Source organism: Pseudomonas sp. 910_23, assembly GCF_052850795.1.
In genome coordinates this window covers 17,176-37,889 of sequence record NZ_VXCZ01000001.1, presented here as the reverse complement: position 1 = coordinate 37,889, position 20,714 = coordinate 17,176, and the positions used below count along the sequence as shown (strand labels likewise).

The window sequence follows — 20,714 nt, the reverse complement described above, 5'->3', positions numbered from 1 at the left end:
CGGCGTCGGTTTCTGACAAGGCCGAACGCAAACGACTTTAAACCTTGTGGCTTAAAGCTAGTCTCAAGCATGAGCCGTCGCGTTATTCACGCAGGCGGCTGGTCACTCATCACCGCCTGCCAACGCAGGCTTATTGAGGTAGCCATGAAAATTCGAGAACTGGCCCAGCATTGGGAAGAAACCGCCAAGGGTCGCCTGACCAAGACTGAGTACGCGATTCATCTGGATGTGGAATCTGCCGCAAGGCTGGCCGCCATTGCCGAGATGTACCCCAAGCGCCACGTCGAAGAACTGCTCGGCGAGCTGATCGGCGCCGCCCTTGAAGAGCTGGAAGAAAGCTTTCCCTATATCAAGGGCGACCAAGTGATTGCCACCGATGAAGAGGGGGACCCGCTGTATGAAGACGTGGGGCTCACACCCCGGTTTCTGACGTTGTCCCGCCGCTATTTACATGATTTGTCCGCCAGCGCTGACGAACAGAAACACTGAAAAACATTTTATTGACGTCAATCCAACCCAGGTATTCCGGGCTTTTTACAGGCTCGGAGTACCGTTGCGCGCTGCGAAAGTTCCATCTTTTGAACACTGACCACTCAGTCAGATATTTTTTCAGGCAATTCGCCATATCCGCTGAACTTTTGAAAAAAGCCTCAGGTCACAGCCAGTAGCCATCACTTGTGGAACGGTCGTTTGAACTGGCCTCATGAGCTTTACCGCCGGGCCCGCAACCGATACGCCACGATGGATTTTGATGTTTTTCAGGAGTTATCCAATGGAGTTGAAGACGATGAACACCAGCACCGCCAAATCCTCGTTTAACCACCTGCGCGGGCTCAAATTGGCCGCGCTGGCAATCGGCACCAGCTTCGTTCTGGCAGGCTGCGCCGGCAACCCTCCAACCGAGCAGTACGCCGTGACCCAATCGGCCGTTAACAGCGCCGTGAGCGCTGGCGGTACCGAGTTTGCAGCCGTGGAAATGAAGTCGGCTCAGGACAAGCTCAAAGAAGCTGAAATCGCGATGCACGACAAGAACTACGAGAAAGCTCGTCAGCTGGCTGAACAAGCCGAATGGGACGCCCGCGTCGCCGAGCGTAAAGCCCAGGCTGCCAAGGCTCAACAGGCTGTGAAGGACTCCCAGAAAGCTGTTGAAGAACTGCGTAAGGAAGGCATGCGCCCAGCTGCAATCATGCAGAAGTAAGCCACTGCCCCTTGATTGCATCGCACCTGATATCGAATTGAAAGGACGACACGACTATGCGTAAACAATTGATGATCCCTGCCCTGCTAGCGATGAGCGTTGCCTTGGCGGCCTGCTCCACCCCGCCGAACGCGAACCTGGAAAATGCACGGACTAACTTCTCGGCCCTGCAAACCAACCCGCAAGCCACCAAACTGGCAGCCCTGGAAACCAAAGACGCCAGCGAATGGCTGGACAAGGCTGACAAGGCATACCGCGACAACGAAGACGAGAAGAAAGTCGACCAACTCGCTTACCTGACCAACCAGCGTGTTGAAGTTGCCAAGGACACCATCGTCCTGCGCGAATCCGAAGCCAAGCTGAAAAATGCCGGTGACGAACGTGCCCGCGCCCTGCTGGACGCCCGTGACGCGCAAATCAAGCAACTGCAAAACAGCTTGAACGCCAAGCAAACCGATCGCGGCACCCTGGTGACTTTCGGTGACGTACTGTTCGCCACCAACAAGTCCGACCTGAAATCCAGCGGCCTGGTGAACATCACCAAGCTGGCGCAGTTCCTGCGCGATAACCCGGATCGTAAAGTGATCGTTGAAGGCTACACCGACAGCACGGGTTCCGACTCGTACAACCAGAGCCTGTCGGAGCGTCGCGCAGCTTCCGTGCAACGTGCACTGGCTCAACAAGGCGTGGATATCTCGCGCATCGTGACCCAGGGCTACGGCAAGGAATATCCAGTTGCCGACAACGGCAGCGTTTCGGGCCGTGCCATGAACCGTCGCGTTGAAGTGACCATCTCCAACGACAACCAGCCAGTCAAGCCACGGTCTTCCGTTGCTAACTGATTGATTGTTGCCGGATAAAAAAACCCACCTCGCGGTGGGTTTTTTTTGGCTAGGAAAAATTGATTGGGCGATCTGTGTCTTCATCAGGCGGTTTTATCATGCCGGGGTCTTTGCAGCCCTGCGCCGAACTGCCTGCCGACTTGTTACGCGCCTGCTCCAGCGCATCTTGTCGTTCTAACGCCTGATGCGCCCTGACCATCGCCAGCATATTGCGTATCGCATCAATATTTATCACCACCGTCCCAGCCCCGCTGTAAAGAAGTCACACCACCGTTTGTGGCGGTTTACGCAATTCAGTTCCAGGCGACTTCTTGAGGAGATACTGTGGTGGCACCGGCACGCCGTGGGCCGGCCACACTCATGCCCCCCCCAAATCACTGGCAGGCTTTCAAAGGCAGGGGATTAAAACGCGATAGAGCCCGGGCTGTCGCCGCCGCCCACCTGAATCTGGCCTTGGCCAGATGTGCCACCTGGGTCTTTTGCCTCCAGGGCGGCTCTTTCTTCCAACAACTTCTTCAGCTTTTCGAGCAGTTCTTCAAGGCTCTCCCCGCCTCCAGCCCCCTGGGCCCCGCCCGAACCCTGCGAACCTTCGCCGCGCTTGGCTTGAATTTTATCCCGGATGTCCTGAATTAGCTGATCCAGGCCCTGCGAGGGTGCCTCGGAGCCAACTGAATAGCCCGCGCCAACTGAAAGTGAACCGCCGATACCGTCCATAAACTCGTACTCCAGATTAGTTAATACAATGCACTGATCAGACAAGCTGATCAGTCCACGATCTGTGGCAAGCGAGTACAGATGGTTCCAGGCTATATAGATTCGGACAGACCTCGCCTGACTAATCAGGAGACTTGAAGGACGTTTTCATACAACGGTGGTGTTAGGACTCACTGCTGCAGTTGCGGAGTTTCCTGCCCCATGCAACGCACGGCCTGCTTCTTGTTGTTCACCAGCACGCCGCTCAAGCCTTTTTGCTCGGTATCAAACATCACCAACACGCCGTCAACGCACTGCGCCACCTGCGCGGCAGGGGTCAGGGAAATTTTGTAATCCTCCCCCGGCACGGTTTTGAGCATGGTGAAATCGCTGAGCAGCAACGCATCTTGCGGCTTGGCGAAGTGCAGGTAGCCGTAATACCACAAGCACCCAACGGTACCGATGATAGTGCCGATGCCGGTGAGGATCAGCGGGATCATGTTGCGTTCTTCACTCATTGCGGGCTCTCTGATGAATCAACTTTAGGAATTGGATAATTCGGAATCTCGCCCAGTCGGCGCAGGCCGTTGAAGTGCTGCGGGTCGTCCAGGTAACGCAGCATGACGGTTTGCCAGGTCTTGTCGGCAAAGGTCTGCACATGGCCGCCACGGGTCAGTTGCAACACCCTTGGCGCAGGGGCCACTTGATACAGGCGGATGCCATTGGCCACTGGCACGATGGGATCATCCAGGCTGTGGAACAACAGTTTTGGCACACCGGTCAGTTGGGGCATGGCATTGATTGCACTGTCGGCGTCGGGCACCAGCCACGACAGGGGCACCTGCAACGACCAGGTTAACCAGGACGTGCTCAGGGCGAATTGTCCTACGTCACGATAACTGGCGGGTACGCCATCCAGTATCAGCGCCTTGAGCTGGGGTTGACGCGCCGGATGGGCCGCCAGGTAATGCACCGCCAGCGCGCCGCCCAGGCTTTGGCCGAGCACAATCAACGGCTGACCCTGGGTTTCAGGAGCTTTGTCGAGCCAGCTGAATGCTGCGTCTATATCCTGATAGATCGCCGGCAAGGACGGTTTGCCTTGCGAAAGCCCATAGCCGCGATAATCGAGCAACAGCACTTGATAGCCTTGCTCCGGCAACCACCAACTGCCGCCCAGATGCCAGGCGAGATTACCGCCGTTGCCGTGCAGGTGCAGCACCGTTCCCTTCAGAGGTACGCCGGGTTTAGCCGGCAACCACCAGGCGTGGAGCTTGAGGCCGTCAGCAGTGGTGATAGTGACGTCGCGGTATTGCAGGCGGGCTTTTTCCGGCGTGAAGGGCAGGCCCGGCTCGGGATAGAACAGCAAGGAGCTGCAGCCGTTCAATGTGAGTAGCAGGCATAAGATGCCGAGGATTCTCATCCGTTGAAACCTCGTAGGTGAGTTGAAACCTGAAGTCTTGTGAAGATCCAATGGTGGGAGGGGGCAAGCCCCCTCCCACACGGTGACCCGGTTGCTTCAATGAAATACCTAAAGGATATTGGAGTAATCCGCCTCGATCCGATCCAGGCTCAAGTGGTTGAGGAAGTTGGAAAAACACATCCACGCCGCCAGCGCGTTCATATCGCGAAACTGCTCCGGCAGGTACTTGGGCGGTACCACCAGCCCCTCGTCTACCAGTTGGCGCAGGGTGCGCATGTCTTCCAGGGTGGTCTTGCCACAGAACAGCAGCGGCACTTGTTCCAACTTGCCTTTGCGCACGGCGAGCTGGATGTAGTTGTAGACCATGATAAAGCCCTTGAGGTAGGACAAATCCTTGGTAAACGGCAGACCGGTCGGCACTGAACCACGGAACACCCGGCTGGCGTTGCCATAGCTTTCGGCCATTTCAAAGCCTTGCTCACGGAAGAACTCGAACACCTGCAGGAAGTCGGCGCCCTCCTCCACCATATGGATGGCGCGGGTACGGTTGGTCAATTTACGCAGGCGGCTGGGATAGGAGGCAAACGTGATGATTTCCATCAGGATCGCCAGGCCCTCCTGGGTCACGGTGGACGACGGCGGACCCTTGGACAGGAACGTGCAGATTGGCTGGTTCTGGCCATTGAGCGTGGTGCCCACATGCACCAGCCCTTCATGCACTTCCAGGGCGCGCACGTCGCGGTCGTTGAACATCGCGTCGGCGCGGATCTTGATATAGTCGGCGCCCGCCGCCGCATCCGCGACGATACCGTCGGACTCGAACACGCGGATGGTCTCTTCTGCCTCGCCAAACACCTTGTTCAGACGCGTTTGCAGCAGGCTCACCGCATCCTTGGCGGTGAGGGTCTTGGCTTCGTCCTTCAGATCGCCCCGGCCATCGATATTGTTCAGGTAGTCCGACAGCATCAGCCCCAGATCTGCCAGGGTCGGGTCGCCGGCGTGGAACGCATCGGAGGCAGCGCCGTACAGTTCCTGGGATATCAGGCCAAAGTCCTCGGTGCCGCGCGCTTCAAGCATACGCACCACCATGCGGTATTCGCGGCACATGCGCCGCATGATCTGCCCCACCGGGCTGAACTGGCCCAGGCGGCGGGTGATGTCGCGCTCGATGTTCTGGAACTCCAGCTTCACCGCACTGGAATCGAAAGACAGGGGCCGGTTCAGGTAGTAATCGCGGTCCACGGCAGGCATGGCTTTGCCCTTGGCCTTGAGGAATCCCTGGCGGATGTTCTCGTCCCACTTCACTGCGTCGAGAACCCGGATCGGTGTCTGCGCCAGCACAATGCGATCGGACAAGCTGCGTATCGTCTGCTGGTAATCGTCCACCCGGTGTTTTCCTCTTTAAACGTTGAGCGTTGTCAGGCTTTGCTCGAATGCTGTCAGACCGAGGCCAATACCAGGTGCATGTAACGCTTGAGGATTTCAAGCATCTCTTCACCGGTCAGAGGCTCTGCGCCGCCCAACAGGCCCTGATATTCCATCCGACTGATGATAGCCGTCAACACCTTGGCATCCTGCTGCGGCTCACGGGAGCCCAACACCTGAAAAAACTGCCCGGTGCCCTGCAACAGAATCTGTTGATGGGAGCGCACCAGTTCAGCCAGTCGCGGGTTCAGCAGGGCCTCCTGGCGAAACGCCTGCTCGGCCATCAGGTATTCGCGGCGGTTGGTCAGTTGGCGCAGCACGTAATCGGCGGTCAGCCGGGCAATGTCATCGGCCAGTTGCTCGCGCGACTGCGGGCTGCCATCGCCATAGGCAACCATCTCGCGCAACAAGCCCTCGTTACGCACCCACAGTTTGCCCATGAAGGCCGCGCTGCGCTCGACGTATTGGGCGAAGGTGTCGGTGAGCAGGTCATCGATATCCTTGAAATAGTAGGTGGTGGCCGACAACGGCACACCCGCCTCCGCCGCGACGGCTCGATGGCGTACGGCACGCACCCCTTCGCGCACCACGATGCGCATGGCCGCATCGAGAATGTCCTGGCGGCGTTGTTCGCTGCCCCGGCGGCTGGCCTTGCGGCCCTGGTACTGAACGCTTTCAGCCACGGCAGCAGCAATGCCGGCGGCACCTTCTTGAGCCATTACGCGGTTCACCACACTTCTTCCTTTAAAAGTGACACTGGAATACGCCACATAAAAAAGCCGCCTTATAAAAGGCGGCTTCGGATTTCGCAACGGTTACGCTTGTGGCCGCATGTGCGGGAACAGGATCACATCGCGGATCGATGGCGAGTTGGTCAACAACATCACCAGCCGGTCGATGCCGATGCCTTCACCAGCCGTCGGCGGCATGCCGTACTCCAGGGCACGTACGAAGTCGGCGTCGTAGTGCATGGCTTCGTCATCGCCGGCGTCCTTGTCGGCCACCTGAGCCATGAAGCGCTCGGCCTGATCTTCCGCGTCGTTAAGCTCGGAGTAGGCGTTGGCGATTTCGCGGCCGCCGATGAACAGTTCGAAACGGTCAGTGACGTTCGGGTTGTCGTCGTTGCGACGCGCCAGCGGCGACACTTCGAACGGGTACTGGGTAATGAAGTGTGGCTGCTCCAGCTTGTGCTCGACCAGCTCTTCGAAAATCATCACCTGCAATTTGCCCAGGCCTTCAAAGCCCAACACCTTGGCGCCGGCTTTCTTGGCGATGGCGCGAGCCTTGTCGATGTCGTTCAGATCGTCAGCGGTCAGCTCAGGGTTGTACTTGAGGATCGAGTCGAACACCGACAGACGCACGAACGGCTCGCCGAAGTGGAACACCTTGTCGCCGTACGGCACGTCGGTAGTCCCCAGAACAAGCTGCGCCAGTTCACGGAACAGTTCTTCGGTCAGGTCCATGTTGTCTTCGTAGTCGGCGTAGGCCTGGTAGAACTCCAACATGGTGAATTCAGGGTTGTGACGAGTCGAGACGCCTTCGTTACGGAAGTTGCGGTTGATCTCGAACACCTTCTCAAACCCGCCGACCACCAGACGCTTGAGGTACAGCTCCGGCGCGATACGCAGGAACATTTCCATGTCCAGCGCGTTGTGGTGGGTTTCAAATGGCTTGGCTGCGGCACCACCGGGGATGGTTTGCAGCATCGGCGTTTCCACTTCCAGGAAGTCACGCTGCATCAGGAAGCTGCGGATGTGGGCAATGACTTGCGAACGCACACGGAAGGTCTGGCGCACGTCTTCGTTGACGATCAGGTCAACGTAACGCTGGCGATAGCGCTGCTCGGTGTCGGTCAGGCCGTGGTGCTTGTCCGGCAGAGGGCGCAAGGACTTGGTCAGCAGGCGCACGCTGGTCATTTCGACGTACAGGTCGCCCTTGCCGGAACGGGCCAGGGTGCCTTCTGCGGCGATGATGTCACCCATGTCCCAGGTTTTCACCGAGGCCAGGGTCTCTTCCGAGAGGGTTTTACGGTTGACGTAAACCTGAATACGCCCGGTCATGTCCTGAATCACCATGAACGAGCCACGGTTGAGCATGATGCGACCTGCCACCTTGACCGGGATCGCCGCTTCTGCCAGCTCTTCCTTGGTCTTGTCCGCGTACTGTTTCTGCAAGGCATCGCAGTAGTTGTCGCGGCGGAAGTCGTTGGGGAAGGCGTTACCCTTGGCGCGCTCGGCAGCAAGCTTTTCCTTGCGCAGGGCGATCAGGGAGTTTTCTTCCTGTTGCAGGGCTTGCGGGTCGAGTTGTTGGTCGCTCATGTCTTTTGAAATTCCATCACAGGTACGTTTTCCCCAGCCTTCGGCTGGGGATCGCGAGCAAGCTCGCTCCTACAGGGGTGTTACAGGCCGGATTTCAGGCTGGCTTCCAGGTATTCGTCGATATCACCGTCGAGTACCTTGTCGCAGTCGCTGCGTTCGATGTTGGTGCGCAGATCCTTGATCCGCGACGCATCGAGTACATACGAACGGATCTGGTGACCCCAGCCGATATCCGACTTGGTGTCTTCCAGCGCCTGGGAAGCGGCGTTGCGCTTCTGCATTTCCTGCTCGTACAACTTGGCCCGCAGCATTTTCATGGCGGTATCCTTGTTGGCGTGCTGGGAACGTTCGTTCTGGCAACTGACCACGGTGTTGGTCGGTACGTGGGTAATACGTACGGCCGAGTCAGTGGTGTTTACGTGCTGACCACCGGCACCGGAGGAACGGTAGGTGTCGATGCGCAGGTCGGCGGGGTTGATCTCGATTTCCACCTTGTCGTCGATCTCTGGCGAGACGAAAACGGCGGAGAACGAAGTGTGACGACGGTTGCCGGAGTCGAACGGGCTCTTGCGCACCAGGCGGTGCACACCGATTTCGGTACGCAGCCAGCCAAAGGCGTATTCACCCTTGATATGCACGGTCGCGCCCTTGATACCGGCGACTTCACCGGCGGACAGTTCCATGATGGTCGCGTCGAAACCGCGCTTGTCGGCCCAGCGCAGGTACATGCGCAGCAGGATGTTGGCCCAGTCCTGGGCCTCGGTGCCGCCGGAACCGGCCTGGATGTCCAGGTAGGCGTTGTTCGGGTCCATTTCATGGCTGAACATGCGGCGGAATTCGAGCTTGGCGAGGTTTTCCTCGAGACGGGCCAGCTCGGCGACGACATCGCCCACTGCGCCTTCATCATTTTCTTCGACAGCCATGTCCAGCAGGTCACGGCAATCGGCCAAACCGGTGTTCAGTTCGTCGAGGGTGTCGACGATCTGCGCCAGCGCAGCGCGCTCGCGCCCCAGTTCCTGGGCGTATTCAGGTTTGTTCCAGACACTCGGATCTTCAAGCTCGCGGTTGACCTCGGTCAGACGCTCATGCTTTTGATCGTAGTCAAAGATACCCCCGAATAGTTTCGGAGCGCTCGGACAGGTCCTTGATGGTGTTAAGGATCGGGTTGATTTCCATGGCGGGCAGCACTCGTTGGCGAACTTTTGAAAGCCGGCGAGTATAACGGCAAACGGCTGGGAACGGCAGTCCGCTTGGCCGATTCTGCCAAGGCGGCGCTTCCTCTCCTCACGCTAGCTTCGCTAACAGATGCGCGACCACCAAAGCGTTTCCTGCGGGAGGGCGATACCCCGCGTTAGAAAAACCACACCTACTACTCGCTCAAAAATGACCGTTCATCTGTTTATACAAATAATCTGAACATCAAAATCAGAGCCCGCCTAAAAGAGCACAATCCAACCCACCCTAACAAAAACAAACAATTAGGTTTCTAGCCAAATCGCCCCAAGACTCAAGTCACAAATATACAAGAATATAAATACATCAGTTTCAGACCCGTCTTACAAATACTCCTACAGACATAAAATCAAATCAAAACGCCATCAGTTTTTTATTCCTTCCCGCTCAAATAAGTTCGATCAAAGCGACTGAGCTTTTTCTTCAGGACGTACAAACTTTCAAACTCGATCACTCTCACAAAAAACGGAGAGACCCTATGGCCCAGCAAGGGTGGCAACCAGGACAACCTTTAGAACTCAAGCCCACGATAATTACCGCCGGGAGACGAAACACTTATTGGGGTGGCGAAGGCGGAGGCTACGCAGGAAGTGGAGATGGCTGGGGCCTTCAAGAAGGGCCTCGTCGAGGTGAAGGAGACCGTAGCCGCTTCAAGCAGTTTGACTTCCCTAGCACCACCGCTGATTTCATTGGAGAGCAACAGTACAACCAATCCTTGATTGACGCAGAGTACAGCGCACGGTTCGCAACGCTAACGACTGAAACTGAACGCGAACTGGCAGAGAAACAGCAAGCCGCGAAAGCTTCACAGCCACTCACAGAGACAGCCTCAGCCATTCTCGATCAAAAAATCGCACTTGAAATCATCGACGCGAAAAAAACCAAATACGCCAATACTGCGCCACTCATCTATGGGCTCTATGATCAAAGCCCTTTTTATCTGATGGAAAACTTAACCTATACAAAACTACGTGAAACGCTTGCATCCTCTGACCCGATAAAAAATTTGGGCGATACTTACACACTTTACGACAACGTTTGGAGAGCCGCGCAAGAACTCAAGGCTCTCTCGCTCTCCATAGACATTCTGGCTAAAAAACTTTCAGGGTTGGCAAAGGCCCGGCAAACGTTGGAGGCCAATTTAGCCGAACATGATCCTGGCTGGGCAAATTTACACAATGAGTATCTGAAGGCCATTGCCGATGAGTTGGAAATTCAGGTGCAGTTGCTGCCGGAATATTTGCAGGTGGAACTCACCTCTCTTGCAGGTTCTGTCGTTGGATTGACACCCGACCAGACCCTCATGCTTTACAAAAACACGCTGGACAAAATGATCGAAGAAACGATGGCTGCGATCAAACCTATTGACCCACCGTTAGCCATAAACCGGAACGGGTTGATGATTTACTATCCCGCAGCCAACCCACGGGTTACACCGCCACTGAGCAAACCCGAGCTTGAGGGGCTGAAACAACTTATTTATCTGCAGCAGAACACCGCGCTTGGAGTGAGATGGCTCAGCCACCATGATTTTGTGCTGAGGTCAGAGTCCGCGCGGTTCCTTGCCAACGCCTCCAATGCAATCAGCGACCTCGCGGGACGTGCGCAGCAGGTAGCCACGGCCCAGGCGCGTATTGAAGCGGTACGAGTAGCCAATACCTATCGACTGTCGGGCACTGCTGCTGCGACTCAAGCGATAGTCATGACCTCAGTCGGGACAATCGCAACAGCAGAAGGGATTACCATCACGCTGCAAGCTGCTATTCGGTCAGCAGTGGCCGCATTGACGGAGTTGGTCGCAAGTACCGCGAGTGGCTTAATGGTCGGTGTTTCAGCGTTGGTCTATTCCCCCAAACTCGCAAATGGAGAACTTCCAGAGCGTTATGCGCTTGGTACACCGATCTCAACCTTGGTACCAGACCTCAACGAGTCGACGATAACCTCGGCAGTCAACGGCACAATAGACCTGCCGGTTCGAATGAGTTCGAAGACGGCTACCGATGGGCGGTCAGAAGTATTCGTGGTCACTGCCGACGGTACAAGCGTGCCTTCCAAGGTCAAGGTGGTTGCTGCGACCTATGATCCTGGGCAGAAGGTATACACCGTCACGACAAGTGACACTCCACCAAGAACGTTGATCTGGACACCTATCGTTGCCCCTGGGGATAGCTCAACAACGCTGCCCGTTGATCAATCTGAACCGCCTGTCTATACGGGAGCTACCGTAACTCCCGTTGAAGGAAGGATTGACAGTTTTCCAGCCGCTGCTGAGGCGGGATTTGACGACTTCATCACTGTCTTCCCGGTCAACTCTGGCTTACCTCCCATCTATGTGTTTTTCAGGGATCGACGGGAAGACCCAGGAGTTGTGACAGGCAACGGGCAATCTATAACCGGTTCCTGGCTAGGAGCGGCCTCACAAGGGGAAGGCTCCCCTATACCTTCGCAAATTGCCGACAAGCTTAAAGGTCAGGAGTTTAAAAACTTCAGAGCATTTCGCGAAGCCTTCTGGAAATCTATTGCGAACGACTCGGAACTGGCGAATCAGTTCAACCGTCAAAACCTACAAAGAATACTTAACGGCAAAGCCCCATATACAAGCGAATTAGAGCATGCAGGAAAATCTGGTAAATTCGAGCTCCACCATAAGATATTCATCTCCAAAGGCGGAGACGTTTTCGACATAGACAACATCTACATAGTCACGCCAAAACTCCACAAACAAATTCATGGTAAAGGTAATTAGGATGAAAACTTCAATTTCCGAGTACACAGAAACCGAATTTTTAAACTTCGTAATCTCTCTTTGTGACGCGAGTGCTCGTACTGAGGAAGAAGATGACGAAATGCTATTAGAGTTCACGCGCCTTACAGAACATCCTGACGGATCAGATCTCGTCTACTATCCGAGAGATGACAGAGAAGACAGCCCTGAGGGCATCGTAAAAGAAGTCAAAGAATGGCGCGCCGCTAATGGTAAGCCTGGCTTTAAAGAGGGGTAACGCCCCGGCAAACTCCGTCATCGGCTAGGCATTGATGGCGGAGTTCTTGTTTCAACCTTTCTTCATTCGCACTCAACTCACAAGCTTTGAAATTCCAGGTGTAGGATGGGCATAAATTCCTCACCTGGAGTTACGCTGGTCCCGACTCACTCAATCCCCACCTGATTGCGCCCATTATGCTTGGCCGTATACAGCCCCTTGTCCGCCGCCATGATCAGTTGCCGGCAGTCCGTGCCCTGCACCGGCGTCAACGTCGACAAGCCAATGCTGATGGTCAGGCTCGCCCCTTCTGCCGGGGCAATGTGCGGGATTTTCAGGGCCGCCACCGCCATGCGCAATTTTTCTGCAACCAACCGTGCGCCGCCCGGCGAGGTATTGGGCAGTACCAGCGCGAACTCTTCGCCGCCGTATCGCGCCGGCAAGTCCGAAGGGCGGCTGCTGGCGTCGCGGATAGCGGCGGCGACTTTGCGCAAGGCTTCATCGCCTTCGACGTGGCCGAAGCTGTCGTTGTAGGTCTTGAAGAAGTCCACGTCGATCATCAGCAGCGACAGTTGGGTCTGGTCGCGCATGGCACGGCGCCACTCCAGTTCCAGGTATTCGTCGAAGTGGCGGCGGTTGGACAGCCCGGTCAGGCCGTCGGAGTTCATCAGGCGTTGCAGCACCAGGTTGGTATCCAGCAACTGTTGCTGGCTGACCCGCAGCGCACGGTAGGCCGCGTCACGCTGCAACAGCGTCATGTAGGACCGCGAGTGGTAGCGGATACGCGCCACCAGTTCGATGTTGTCGGGCAGCTTGACCAGGTAATCGTTGGCGCCGGCCGCAAAGGCCGCACTCTTGATCAGCGGGTCTTCCTTGGTGGACAGCACGATGATCGGGATATTCGCGGTCGCCGGGTGATTGCGGTATTCACGCACCAAGGTCAGGCCGTCGAGGCCGGGCATCACCAGGTCCTGCAGGATCACCGTCGGCTTGATGCGGATCGCCTGGGCAATCGCCTGGTGCGGGTCAGCGCAAAAGTGGAAGTCGATGTTTTCTTCATGGGCCAGGCCGCGCCGCACGGCTTCGCCGATCATGGCCTGATCGTCGACCAGCAGCACCATGGCGGCGTTCTCATCGGTCTTGAAGTCGTCGAGCTGTAAATCATTCATGTGCAGTCACCTGAATTACTACCTGCAAGCCAGCACGGCGGGAGATTTTCGATCATTTTGCAAAGACCTCCAGCAATCGGGGCGCAATTCTATCCAGTGGGCGAATTTCAACAGCAGCATCAATCGCCGCCGCCGCTTTGGGCATGCCGTACACCGCCGAGCTCTGCTGATCCTGGGCGATGGTCAAATATCCTTGTTCGCGCATCAGCTTGAGGCCCTGGGCCCCGTCGCGCCCCATGCCGGTCAGTAGTACGCCGACGGCGTCACCGGTCCAGTAACTGGCGACGCTTTCGAAAAACACGTCGATGGAGGGCCGGTAAATCTCGTTCACCGGCTCTGCGGTATAGGCTAGCGTGCCATTTTTCAACAAGCGAATATGATGGTTGGTGCCGGCCAGCAAGACCACGCCGGCCTGGGGCGGCTCGCCCTCACAGGCCAGGCGCACGGGCAGGCCGGAGGCGCTGCTCAGCCACTCGGCCATGCCGGCGGCGAAGACCTGGTCCACATGCTGCACCAGCACGATGGCGGCGGGAAAATCCCGCGGCAAGCCCTTGAGCAGAACCTCGAGGGCCGCCGGGCCACCCGCTGAAGAACCAATGGCCACCAGCCGTTGACGCTTGCCTGTGCCCCGTTGCGGTGGGGTTTCGGCACGCACGCGCGTGCCGCGCTGGCCGATCAACCAACCGATATTCAGGATCTTGCGCAATAGCGGTGCCGCCGCATCCTTGGGGTTGCCTACGCCCAGCGCCGGGGTATCCACCACATCCAGCGCTCCGTGGCCCATGGCTTCGAATACGCGGCTGACGTTGGCCTGGCGGTCGACAGTAACGATCACGATAGGGCAAGGCGTGTCAGCCATGATCTGCCGGGTAGCCTCCACCCCATCCATCACCGGCATGATCAGGTCCATCAGGATCAGGTCCGGGGTCAGCTCGGCACAGCGGCGCACCGCTTCCAGGCCATTGCTGGCCACCCACACCACCTCGTGGGCGGGCTCAAAGCTCAAGGCGCGGCGCAAGGCCTCTATCGCCAGGGGCATGTCATTGACGATCGCAATCCTCATGCCCGGGCGCCTCCAATCAGTTCAACCACGGCGTCGAGCAAGGCGTCGTCATGAAAACTGGCTTTGGCTAAATAATAGTCGGCGCCCGCGTCGAGTCCACGACGTCGGTCTTCTTCACGATCCTTGTAGGAAACCACCATCACCGGCAACGATTGCAGGCGACTGTCACGACGCAAAAGTGTGACCAATTCAATACCGTCCATGCGAGGCATATCAATATCAGTGATAAGCAGGTCGAAGTCCTCGGAGCGCAATGCGTTCCAGCCATCCATGCCATCGACCGCAACAGCGACTTCATAACCACGATTGAGTAATAATTTGCGTTGCAGCTCGCGTACGGTCAGCGAGTCGTCTACCACCAGCACGCGCTTGCGCGGTGCTTCGGTGGCCTGCTGGCTGCGCCGGGCGATACGTTCCAGGCGGCCGGTGTTGAGCAATTTATCCACCGAACGCAACATGTCTTCGACATCGACGATCAACACCACCGAGCCGTCATCGAGCAACGCCCCTGCGGAAATATCCTGGACCTTGCCCAGGCGATCATCGAGCGGCAACACCACCAGGGTGCGTTCACCGATAAAGCGCTCCACGGCAATCCCGTACACGGCATCGCGCTCGCGGATCACCACGACTTTCAGGGTCTGCGAAGGACTCTGCCCCGGTGGGCGCTGCAGCAGTTGGCTGGCGGCAACCAGGCCCACATGCCGGCCCTCGTGCCAGAAATGCTGGCGGCCTTCCAGTTGCACAATGTCGTCGGGAGCCAGGTCACACATGCGTTCAATGTGGGCCAGGGGGAAGGCATAGGCTTCTTCGCCCACGTCCACCACCAGGCTGCGCACCACCGACAAGGTCAACGGCACTTCCAGATGGAAGCGACTGCCCTGCCCCGCCGTCTGCTCCAGTACCACCGCGCCACGCAGTTGGCGAACCATATGCTGCACTGCATCCAGGCCAACGCCACGACCGGACACCTCGGTGACCTTGTCGCGCAAGCTGAACCCCGGCAGGAACAGGAACGTCAGCAGTTCCTCTTCGCTCAGGCGCAGGGCAGTTTCCACCGGCGACAGATTACGTTCGACAATGGTGCCGCGCAGGCGCTCCAGATCGACACCGTTGCCGTCGTCGCTCAATTCCAGTACCAGCAACCCGGCTTGATGGGACGCACGCAGGCGGATCAGGCCTTCCGCCGGTTTGCCCGCCAGCAGCCGCTGCTCGGGCGTTTCGATGCCGTGGTCGACCGCATTGCGCAGTAAATGAGTGAGCGGTGCTTCAAGTTTTTCCAGGACGTCTCGATCGACCTGGGTCTTTTCGCCTTCGATTTCCAGGCGCACTTGCTTGCCCAGGCTGCGACCGAGGTCACGCACCATGCGCACCTGCCCCGCCAGCACGTCGGCAAACGGTCGCATGCGGCAGGCCAGCGCGGTGTCGTAAAGCACCTGGGCGCGCTGGCCGGCCTGCCAGGCGTACTCGTCAAGTTCCGCGTTTTTATCCGCCAGCAGTGCCTGAGCTTCGCTCAACAAGCGGCGGGTATCGGCCAGGGCTTCCTGAGTCTCAAGATTCAAATCCAGGTGCTTGAGGTGACCGTCCAGGGTATCGAGGGCGCGCAGGCTGTTGCTTTGAATGCGCTTGAGGCGTTGCATACTGGCCAGGTGAGGCTTGAGCCGCTGGGTTTCCACCAAGGACTTGCTCGACAGGTCCAACAGGCTGTTCAAGCGCTCGGCGGTAACCCGCAGTACACGCTCGCCACCCTCGGTGATGCGCTTGTTCTGACGCGGTGGCTCACTGCTGACGGGCGGTGCAACCTCTGGCTCTTGCGGCAATGCTTCAACGATAGGCGCCGGAGCAGGCTCGGGCTCGGCTTTTGGCGCCGGCGTAGCGGGTGGCTGCGCCGGGTCAAGCAGACGCTCCATCAACGCCACGTACGCCTGGATATCCAACGGCCCCACGCTGTTGCCTGGCGTGGCGATACGCATCAGCAGGTCAGTGCCTTGCAACAACGCATCGATATGTTCCGGTTGCAGGTACAGACGACCTTCCTGGGCGCTGACCAGGCAATCCTCCATGACGTGGGCCACGCCGACCCCGGCATCCACCCCAACAATCCGCGCCGCGCCCTTGAGCGAATGTGCGGCGCGCATACAGGCTTCAAGTTGATCCGCCTGGGTCGGGTTGCGCTCCAGGGCCAGCAGGCCGGCGCTCAATACCTGGGTTTGCGCATCGGCCTCCAGGCTGAACAGCTCCAACAGCGAGGCATCACGCATCTGGTCGGGGGTCATGCGAGGCTCCGGGTCACGGCGGACAACAATTGCGCTTCGTCCAGCCAGCGCAGGCTGCGGCCTTTGAACTGCAACACACCTTGGGTATAGCGTGCGCTGGCCTGGGTACCGGAGGCCGAGGCCGCGTTCAAGGTGCGCTCATCGATGGCATGAATGCCATCCACTTCATCCACCGGCACGACGATCGGACCGTCCTGGGCGGCAATGATCAACATGCGCGGCATGATCCGCCCGCCACTGGGCCCGCTGCTGGTGCTGTCCAGGCCCAGCAGTTCCACCAGCGATAGGCACGCCACCAGCGCACCCCGCACGTTGGCCACCCCCAGCAGCGCACGGGAACGCTGGTGCGGCAAGGAGTGGATCGGTTGCAATGGCGCCACTTCCACCAGGCAGCGGGTGGCGATACCGAGCCATTCTTCACCGAGGCGGAACATCAACAGCGAACGGGTGACCACCTCGCTACCCGCTTCGGCAGCGGCCTGCGAGCGCTGATCATCCTGCTGCAGGGCATAGCGGTCGAGCAGGCGCGTGGCGGCGGCGGAATACACCGAGCAGTTGCGGCAGTGAATATGCTCGTCCAGCAGTGGGCAGGACCTGTCGCCATGAATGCCGATACGGTTCCAGCAGTCATCGATGGCTTGGGTATCGGTCAGCGTCAGGTCCAGGCCTGCGGTGTCGAGCGCGTCAGGGCTGTTCATCGTTCGGACTCACTGTGTGCTCGCTCGCTACGGGCGGCGCGGGCTTGTAGCCGGCGCGCTCCCGCACTGTCGCCCTGGGATTCGAGCAACGCAGCCAGATGCATCAAGGCCTGCGAATGCTGCGGTTCCAGGTACAAGGCTTTTCGGTAATACCCCTGGGCTTCCAAGGCGCTGCCGGCAACATCGCTGAGCAACCCCAACCAGTAGAACACCTGGGCAACCGGCGGGTGGCTGCTTAAATAACGCTCACAGGCGTCCCGGGCCTCGGCACTTTTGCCTTCATTGGCCAGGGTCGCGATCTGGCCGAGCAAATCCCCTGCGTCGGTGTGGGGCACCTTGACCGGCGGCACCTGAGTGCTGACCGTGCTGAACGGACGCGGCTTGAGTGGTATCGGTGCTGCACTGCGCTGCGGTGCTGGCGCAGGCATCGGCACGAATACCGGCGGCGGGGTCTGCTCTATGTGTCGACTGAAGGCAAAGGATTGCGGCACGCCAATCGAACGCATGCCATGGCGCCCCAGCAGGCTGCCCTCGGCCGGGCCGATAAACAGCACGCCGTCCACATGAGTCAGTTCCTTGAGCACATCAAAGACTTTCTTCTGGGTCGGCTGGTCGAAGTAGATCAATAGGTTGCGGCAGAACACAAAATCGTAGGTCGGCTCGTTGGCCAGCAGTGTCGGGTCGAGCAAGTTGCCCACTTGCAGACGCACTTGCTCGCGCACCCGGTCGGCGATGCGGTAACCGCCCGTTTCTTCTGTGAAGTGGCGGTCGCGAAATTCGAGATCGGCCCCGCGAAACGAGTTCTTGCCGTACACACCGCGCCGGGCACGTTCCACCGACAGCGGGCTGACGTCCATCCCCTGAACCTTGAACTGATGGGGCGCCAGGCCCGCATCCAACAAGGCCATGGCAATCGAATAGGGCTCTTCGCCAGTCGAACACGGCAGGCTGAGGATGCGCAGCGCGCGCATCTGCTTGATCTCGGCCAGGCGCAGCAGGGCCAGGCGAGCCAAGGTCGCGAAGGATTCGGGATAGCGGAAAAACCAGGTCTCGGGAACGATCACCGCTTCGATCAGTGCCTGCTGCTCGTCGTGGGAATGTTGCAGGAGCTGCCAGTAAGCTTCCGTCGACTGCGCCTGGGAGGCTTGGCAGCGCTGGCGCACCGCACGCTCGATGATCGCCTCGCCCACCGAGGCAACGTCCAGGCCGATGCGTTCTTTCAAGAACGCCGAAAAACGCGGGTCACTGCTCATAGGCTTAACTCGGCGGAAAACAGCAAGGCGCGTACTTCAGCGCTCAGCAGTTCGGCAATGCCAATCCACTGCATCAAGCCCTGTGCATCCTCGCGTACCGGCCCCAGGTAGGGCGCCTGCTGGTTGTCCACGCCATAAGGCTGGAACTCGGCGGGGTCGCAACGCAGGGTGTCGGTGGCCTGCTCCAGGATCAGCCCCAGCCCACGCGCTTCACTCCAGGGTTGCGGCTGGTAGTTGACCAGCACCAGCCGCGTGCTGGTGCGAGCCTGGGCCGGGGTGCCGAACGTCAGGGCACTGACATCGATTACCGGCACCAGCGTACCGCGATGCGCAAAAATACCCGCCACCCACAGTGGCGCATGGGCGATGGGTTTGAGCGGCAGGCGCGGCAGCACCTCCGCCACTTCGGTGGCCTTGAGGGCAAAGCGTTCGTTGCCGATGCGAAACACCAGGAACAACGCCGTTTTCGCTGCCGGGACGGCGACGCGTTTAGCCGCGAGATCGCTCATCAGACTTTGAAACGCGACACGCCACTGCGCAGACCCACCGCGACCTGGCTCAGCTCATCAATGGCAAAGCTGGCCTGACGCAGGGATTCGACGGTCTGGCTGCTGGCATCGCCCAATTGCACCAGCGCGTGGTTGATCTGTTCGGCGCCGGTGGCCTGGGCCTGCATGCCTTCGTTGACCATCAACACCCGCGGCGCCAGGGCCTGTACCTGGTGGATGATCTGCGACAGTTGCTCGCCCACTTGCTGCACTTCGAACATACCCCGGCGGACTTCCTCGGAGAACTTGTCCATGCCCATCACGCCCGCCGACACCGCTGACTGGATCTCACGCACCATTTGCTCGATGTCGTAGGTTGCCACGGCAGTCTGGTCGGCCAGGCGGCGCACTTCGGTGGCCACCACGGCAAAGCCGCGACCGTACTCACCAGCTTTCTCCGCCTCGATGGCGGCATTGAGAGACAACAGATTGGTCTGGTCAGCCACCTTGACGATGGTCACCACCACCTGGTTGATGTTGCCGGCCTTCTCATTGAGGATCGCCAGCTTGGCGTTGACCAGGTCGGCGGCGCCCATCACCGAGTGCATGGTCTCTTCCATGCGTGCCAGGCCCTGCTGGCCGGAACCGGCGGCCACCGAGGCCTGGTCGGCGGCGGTGGACACTTCGGTCATGGTACGCACCAGGTCCTTGGACGTGGCCGCAATCTCGCGGGAGGTGGCGCCGATTTCCGTGGTGGTGGCTGCGGTTTCCGTGGCGGTGGCCTGTTGCTGCTTGGAGGTCGCGGCGATCTCGGTGACCGAGGTGGTGACCTGCACCGACGAACGCTGCGCCTGGGACACCAGGGCAGTCAGCTCGGTCATCATGTCGTTGAAGCCGGTTTCGACCGCGTTGAATTCGTCCTTGCGCTCCAGGTTCAGGCGCTTGCTCAGGTCGCCGGTACGCATGACTTCGAGGATCTGCACGATACGCTGCATCGGCGCCATGATCGCGCGCATCAGCAACAGGCCGCACAGCGCCGCGGCGAGAATCGCCAGCAGCAGCGAGACGCCCATGCTGACCTTTGCCGCTGCTACGGCATCATCGATGGCAGCGGTGGCATTGTCGGCGACCTGTTTGTTCTCATTGATGATGTCGTTGAGCTTCATGCGGCCTGCGGTCCAGGCGGGGGTCAGTTGCTCGTTGAACAGCCTCAGCGCCTCGGCCGAGTTGTTGCTCTGATGAGCCGCCAGGACCTGGGCAAGAATGGCGTTGTAGTTCTGGTGCAGTTTTTCGAAGGCATCGAATTCGGTGCGATCCTGGGTGATATTGATCGTGCCCGCGTAACTGGCCATGTGCTGCTCAAGCCGCGCTTCAAATGACTTGTAGTCCTGCTTGTCTTCATCGGAAATGCCCTGGTTTTCGTGGATCCCGACCAGTTCCTGGGTTTGCAGGTAGCTGTCGACCCAGGCGCTGCGGATCATAGAGCTGAAAAACACGCCGGGCACGGCGTCGTCGCGCACGGAGTTTTCGCTGGCTTCGATCTTGAGCAGGCGCGAATAGGAGAGCACCACCATCAGCAGCATGATGGCGATAATTACCGCAAAGCTCGCCAAAATCCTTTGGCGCAGGGTCCAGTTCTTCACAGTAATTCCTCGCA

General features: G+C 58.7%; 19 protein-coding genes. 5 read left to right on the top strand and 14 right to left on the bottom strand.

The window, feature by feature from the left end; genetic code table 11:
• Positions 1-144: 144 nt before the first annotated feature.
• From FW800_RS00180 to FW800_RS00170, 3 genes are all read left to right on the top strand, one after another.
• Entirely contained in the window at positions 145-489 is a 345-nt protein-coding gene (locus FW800_RS00180) for a hypothetical protein (RefSeq protein WP_005785520.1), read from the top strand.
• Positions 490-772: 283 nt separating this feature from the next.
• Positions 773-1,198: a DUF4398 domain-containing protein gene (locus FW800_RS00175; RefSeq protein WP_005785519.1), complete on the top strand. Its 426-nt coding sequence runs from the start codon at positions 773-775 to the stop codon at positions 1,196-1,198.
• Between the two features lie 56 nt (positions 1,199-1,254).
• Positions 1,255-2,040: an OmpA family protein gene (locus FW800_RS00170; RefSeq protein ID WP_005785517.1), complete on the top strand. Its 786-nt coding sequence runs from the start codon at positions 1,255-1,257 to the stop codon at positions 2,038-2,040.
• A gap of 402 nt (positions 2,041-2,442) precedes the next feature.
• Here FW800_RS00170 and FW800_RS00165 read toward each other — a convergent pair whose 3' ends face one another.
• The 7 genes from FW800_RS00165 to prfB form a co-directional block, all read right to left on the bottom strand.
• On the bottom strand, positions 2,443-2,754 hold the full coding sequence (locus FW800_RS00165; RefSeq protein ID WP_446436747.1) for a hypothetical protein: 312 nt from the start codon (positions 2,752-2,754) through the stop codon (positions 2,443-2,445).
• A gap of 170 nt (positions 2,755-2,924) precedes the next feature.
• Positions 2,925-3,251, bottom strand: a complete 327-nt coding sequence (locus tag FW800_RS00160) for a hypothetical protein (protein ID WP_017529735.1) — start codon at positions 3,249-3,251, stop codon at positions 2,925-2,927.
• Positions 3,248-4,153 (bottom strand): alpha/beta hydrolase, encoded by a 906-nt coding sequence (locus FW800_RS00155; protein WP_446436746.1) that lies wholly within the window; start codon positions 4,151-4,153, stop codon positions 3,248-3,250. Before FW800_RS00155 ends, FW800_RS00160 begins: the two co-directional genes overlap by 4 nt.
• Positions 4,154-4,261: 108 nt before the next feature.
• The gene (locus FW800_RS00150) at positions 4,262-5,539 is read right to left on the bottom strand and encodes a flavohemoglobin expression-modulating QEGLA motif protein (protein ID WP_005785511.1); all 1,278 of its coding nucleotides are present in this window, start codon (positions 5,537-5,539) and stop codon (positions 4,262-4,264) included.
• 53 nt (positions 5,540-5,592) lie between these two features.
• Positions 5,593-6,309 carry a TetR/AcrR family transcriptional regulator gene (locus FW800_RS00145; RefSeq protein WP_446436745.1) on the bottom strand — a complete coding sequence of 239 codons (717 nt, stop codon included), beginning with the start codon at positions 6,307-6,309 and terminating at the stop codon, positions 5,593-5,595.
• An 84-nt stretch (positions 6,310-6,393) separates the two neighbouring features.
• Positions 6,394-7,896, bottom strand: coding sequence for a lysine--tRNA ligase (gene lysS, locus FW800_RS00140; RefSeq protein ID WP_005785507.1), 1,503 nt, complete (start codon positions 7,894-7,896; stop codon positions 6,394-6,396).
• Between the two features lie 80 nt (positions 7,897-7,976).
• Positions 7,977-9,072, bottom strand: a protein-coding gene (gene prfB, locus FW800_RS00135) for a peptide chain release factor 2 (RefSeq protein ID WP_098465888.1) whose coding sequence is annotated in 2 segments (ribosomal slippage) — positions 7,977-8,999 and positions 9,001-9,072 — 1,095 coding nt in all. Because the reading frame shifts where the segments join, the coding sequence is not laid out codon by codon here.
• A gap of 535 nt (positions 9,073-9,607) precedes the next feature.
• Between prfB and FW800_RS00130 the strand changes: the two genes are divergently transcribed.
• Both FW800_RS00130 and FW800_RS00125 read left to right on the top strand, forming a co-directional pair.
• Positions 9,608-11,875, top strand: a complete 2,268-nt coding sequence (locus FW800_RS00130) for an S-type pyocin domain-containing protein (protein WP_446436744.1) — start codon at positions 9,608-9,610, stop codon at positions 11,873-11,875.
• A 1-nt stretch (position 11,876) separates the two neighbouring features.
• Positions 11,877-12,131: a bacteriocin immunity protein gene (locus tag FW800_RS00125; protein ID WP_078820448.1), complete on the top strand. Its 255-nt coding sequence runs from the start codon at positions 11,877-11,879 to the stop codon at positions 12,129-12,131.
• Between the two features lie 146 nt (positions 12,132-12,277).
• Here the strand turns inward: FW800_RS00125 and FW800_RS00120 are convergent, their stop codons facing one another.
• Genes FW800_RS00120 through FW800_RS00090 form a run of 7 tightly spaced genes read right to left on the bottom strand, consistent with a single transcriptional unit; the run spans position 12,278 to position 20,700 of the window.
• Positions 12,278-13,279, bottom strand: a complete 1,002-nt coding sequence (locus FW800_RS00120) for a response regulator (RefSeq protein ID WP_032877485.1) — start codon at positions 13,277-13,279, stop codon at positions 12,278-12,280.
• A 52-nt stretch (positions 13,280-13,331) separates the two neighbouring features.
• Positions 13,332-14,342 (bottom strand): chemotaxis response regulator protein-glutamate methylesterase, encoded by a 1,011-nt coding sequence (cheB, locus tag FW800_RS00115; protein ID WP_005785497.1) that lies wholly within the window; start codon positions 14,340-14,342, stop codon positions 13,332-13,334.
• Positions 14,339-16,618, bottom strand: a complete 2,280-nt coding sequence (locus FW800_RS00110; protein WP_194440212.1) for a hybrid sensor histidine kinase/response regulator — start codon at positions 16,616-16,618, stop codon at positions 14,339-14,341. The genes cheB and FW800_RS00110 overlap by 4 nt, the downstream gene beginning before the upstream one ends.
• Positions 16,615-17,316, bottom strand: coding sequence for a chemotaxis protein CheW (locus FW800_RS00105; RefSeq protein WP_005785492.1), 702 nt, complete (start codon positions 17,314-17,316; stop codon positions 16,615-16,617). Before FW800_RS00105 ends, FW800_RS00110 begins: the two co-directional genes overlap by 4 nt.
• On the bottom strand, positions 17,313-18,569 hold the full coding sequence (locus tag FW800_RS00100; RefSeq protein WP_446436743.1) for a CheR family methyltransferase: 1,257 nt from the start codon (positions 18,567-18,569) through the stop codon (positions 17,313-17,315). Before FW800_RS00100 ends, FW800_RS00105 begins: the two co-directional genes overlap by 4 nt.
• On the bottom strand, positions 18,566-19,078 hold the full coding sequence (locus FW800_RS00095) for a chemotaxis protein CheW (RefSeq protein ID WP_446436742.1): 513 nt from the start codon (positions 19,076-19,078) through the stop codon (positions 18,566-18,568). The genes FW800_RS00100 and FW800_RS00095 overlap by 4 nt, the downstream gene beginning before the upstream one ends.
• Positions 19,078-20,700 carry a methyl-accepting chemotaxis protein gene (locus tag FW800_RS00090; RefSeq protein WP_446436741.1) on the bottom strand — a complete coding sequence of 541 codons (1,623 nt, stop codon included), beginning with the start codon at positions 20,698-20,700 and terminating at the stop codon, positions 19,078-19,080. The genes FW800_RS00095 and FW800_RS00090 overlap by 1 nt, the downstream gene beginning before the upstream one ends.
• Positions 20,701-20,714: the final 14 nt, after the last annotated feature.

What these genes read in the sequence shown, in the direction of transcription:
- FW800_RS00110 (WP_194440212.1), bottom strand. Translation starts at nt 16,618, where the DNA reads ATGACCCCCGACCAGATGCGTGATGCCTCGCTGTTGGAGCTGTTCAGC.
- FW800_RS00100 (WP_446436743.1), bottom strand. Translation starts at nt 18,569, where the DNA reads ATGAGCAGTGACCCGCGTTTTTCGGCGTTCTTGAAAGAACGCATCGGC.
- FW800_RS00095 (WP_446436742.1), bottom strand. Translation starts at nt 19,078, where the DNA reads ATGAGCGATCTCGCGGCTAAACGCGTCGCCGTCCCGGCAGCGAAAACG.
- FW800_RS00130 (WP_446436744.1), top strand. Translation starts at nt 9,608, where the DNA reads ATGGCCCAGCAAGGGTGGCAACCAGGACAACCTTTAGAACTCAAGCCC.
- FW800_RS00120 (WP_032877485.1), bottom strand. Translation starts at nt 13,279, where the DNA reads ATGAATGATTTACAGCTCGACGACTTCAAGACCGATGAGAACGCCGCC.
- FW800_RS00125 (WP_078820448.1), top strand. Translation starts at nt 11,877, where the DNA reads ATGAAAACTTCAATTTCCGAGTACACAGAAACCGAATTTTTAAACTTC.
- FW800_RS00170 (WP_005785517.1), top strand. Translation starts at nt 1,255, where the DNA reads ATGCGTAAACAATTGATGATCCCTGCCCTGCTAGCGATGAGCGTTGCC.
- FW800_RS00105 (WP_005785492.1), bottom strand. Translation starts at nt 17,316, where the DNA reads ATGAACAGCCCTGACGCGCTCGACACCGCAGGCCTGGACCTGACGCTG.
- FW800_RS00180 (WP_005785520.1), top strand. Translation starts at nt 145, where the DNA reads ATGAAAATTCGAGAACTGGCCCAGCATTGGGAAGAAACCGCCAAGGGT.
- FW800_RS00155 (WP_446436746.1), bottom strand. Translation starts at nt 4,153, where the DNA reads ATGAGAATCCTCGGCATCTTATGCCTGCTACTCACATTGAACGGCTGC.
- cheB (WP_005785497.1), bottom strand. Translation starts at nt 14,342, where the DNA reads ATGAGGATTGCGATCGTCAATGACATGCCCCTGGCGATAGAGGCCTTG.
- lysS (WP_005785507.1), bottom strand. Translation starts at nt 7,896, where the DNA reads ATGAGCGACCAACAACTCGACCCGCAAGCCCTGCAACAGGAAGAAAAC.
- FW800_RS00165 (WP_446436747.1), bottom strand. Translation starts at nt 2,754, where the DNA reads ATGGACGGTATCGGCGGTTCACTTTCAGTTGGCGCGGGCTATTCAGTT.
- FW800_RS00175 (WP_005785519.1), top strand. Translation starts at nt 773, where the DNA reads ATGGAGTTGAAGACGATGAACACCAGCACCGCCAAATCCTCGTTTAAC.
- FW800_RS00160 (WP_017529735.1), bottom strand. Translation starts at nt 3,251, where the DNA reads ATGAGTGAAGAACGCAACATGATCCCGCTGATCCTCACCGGCATCGGC.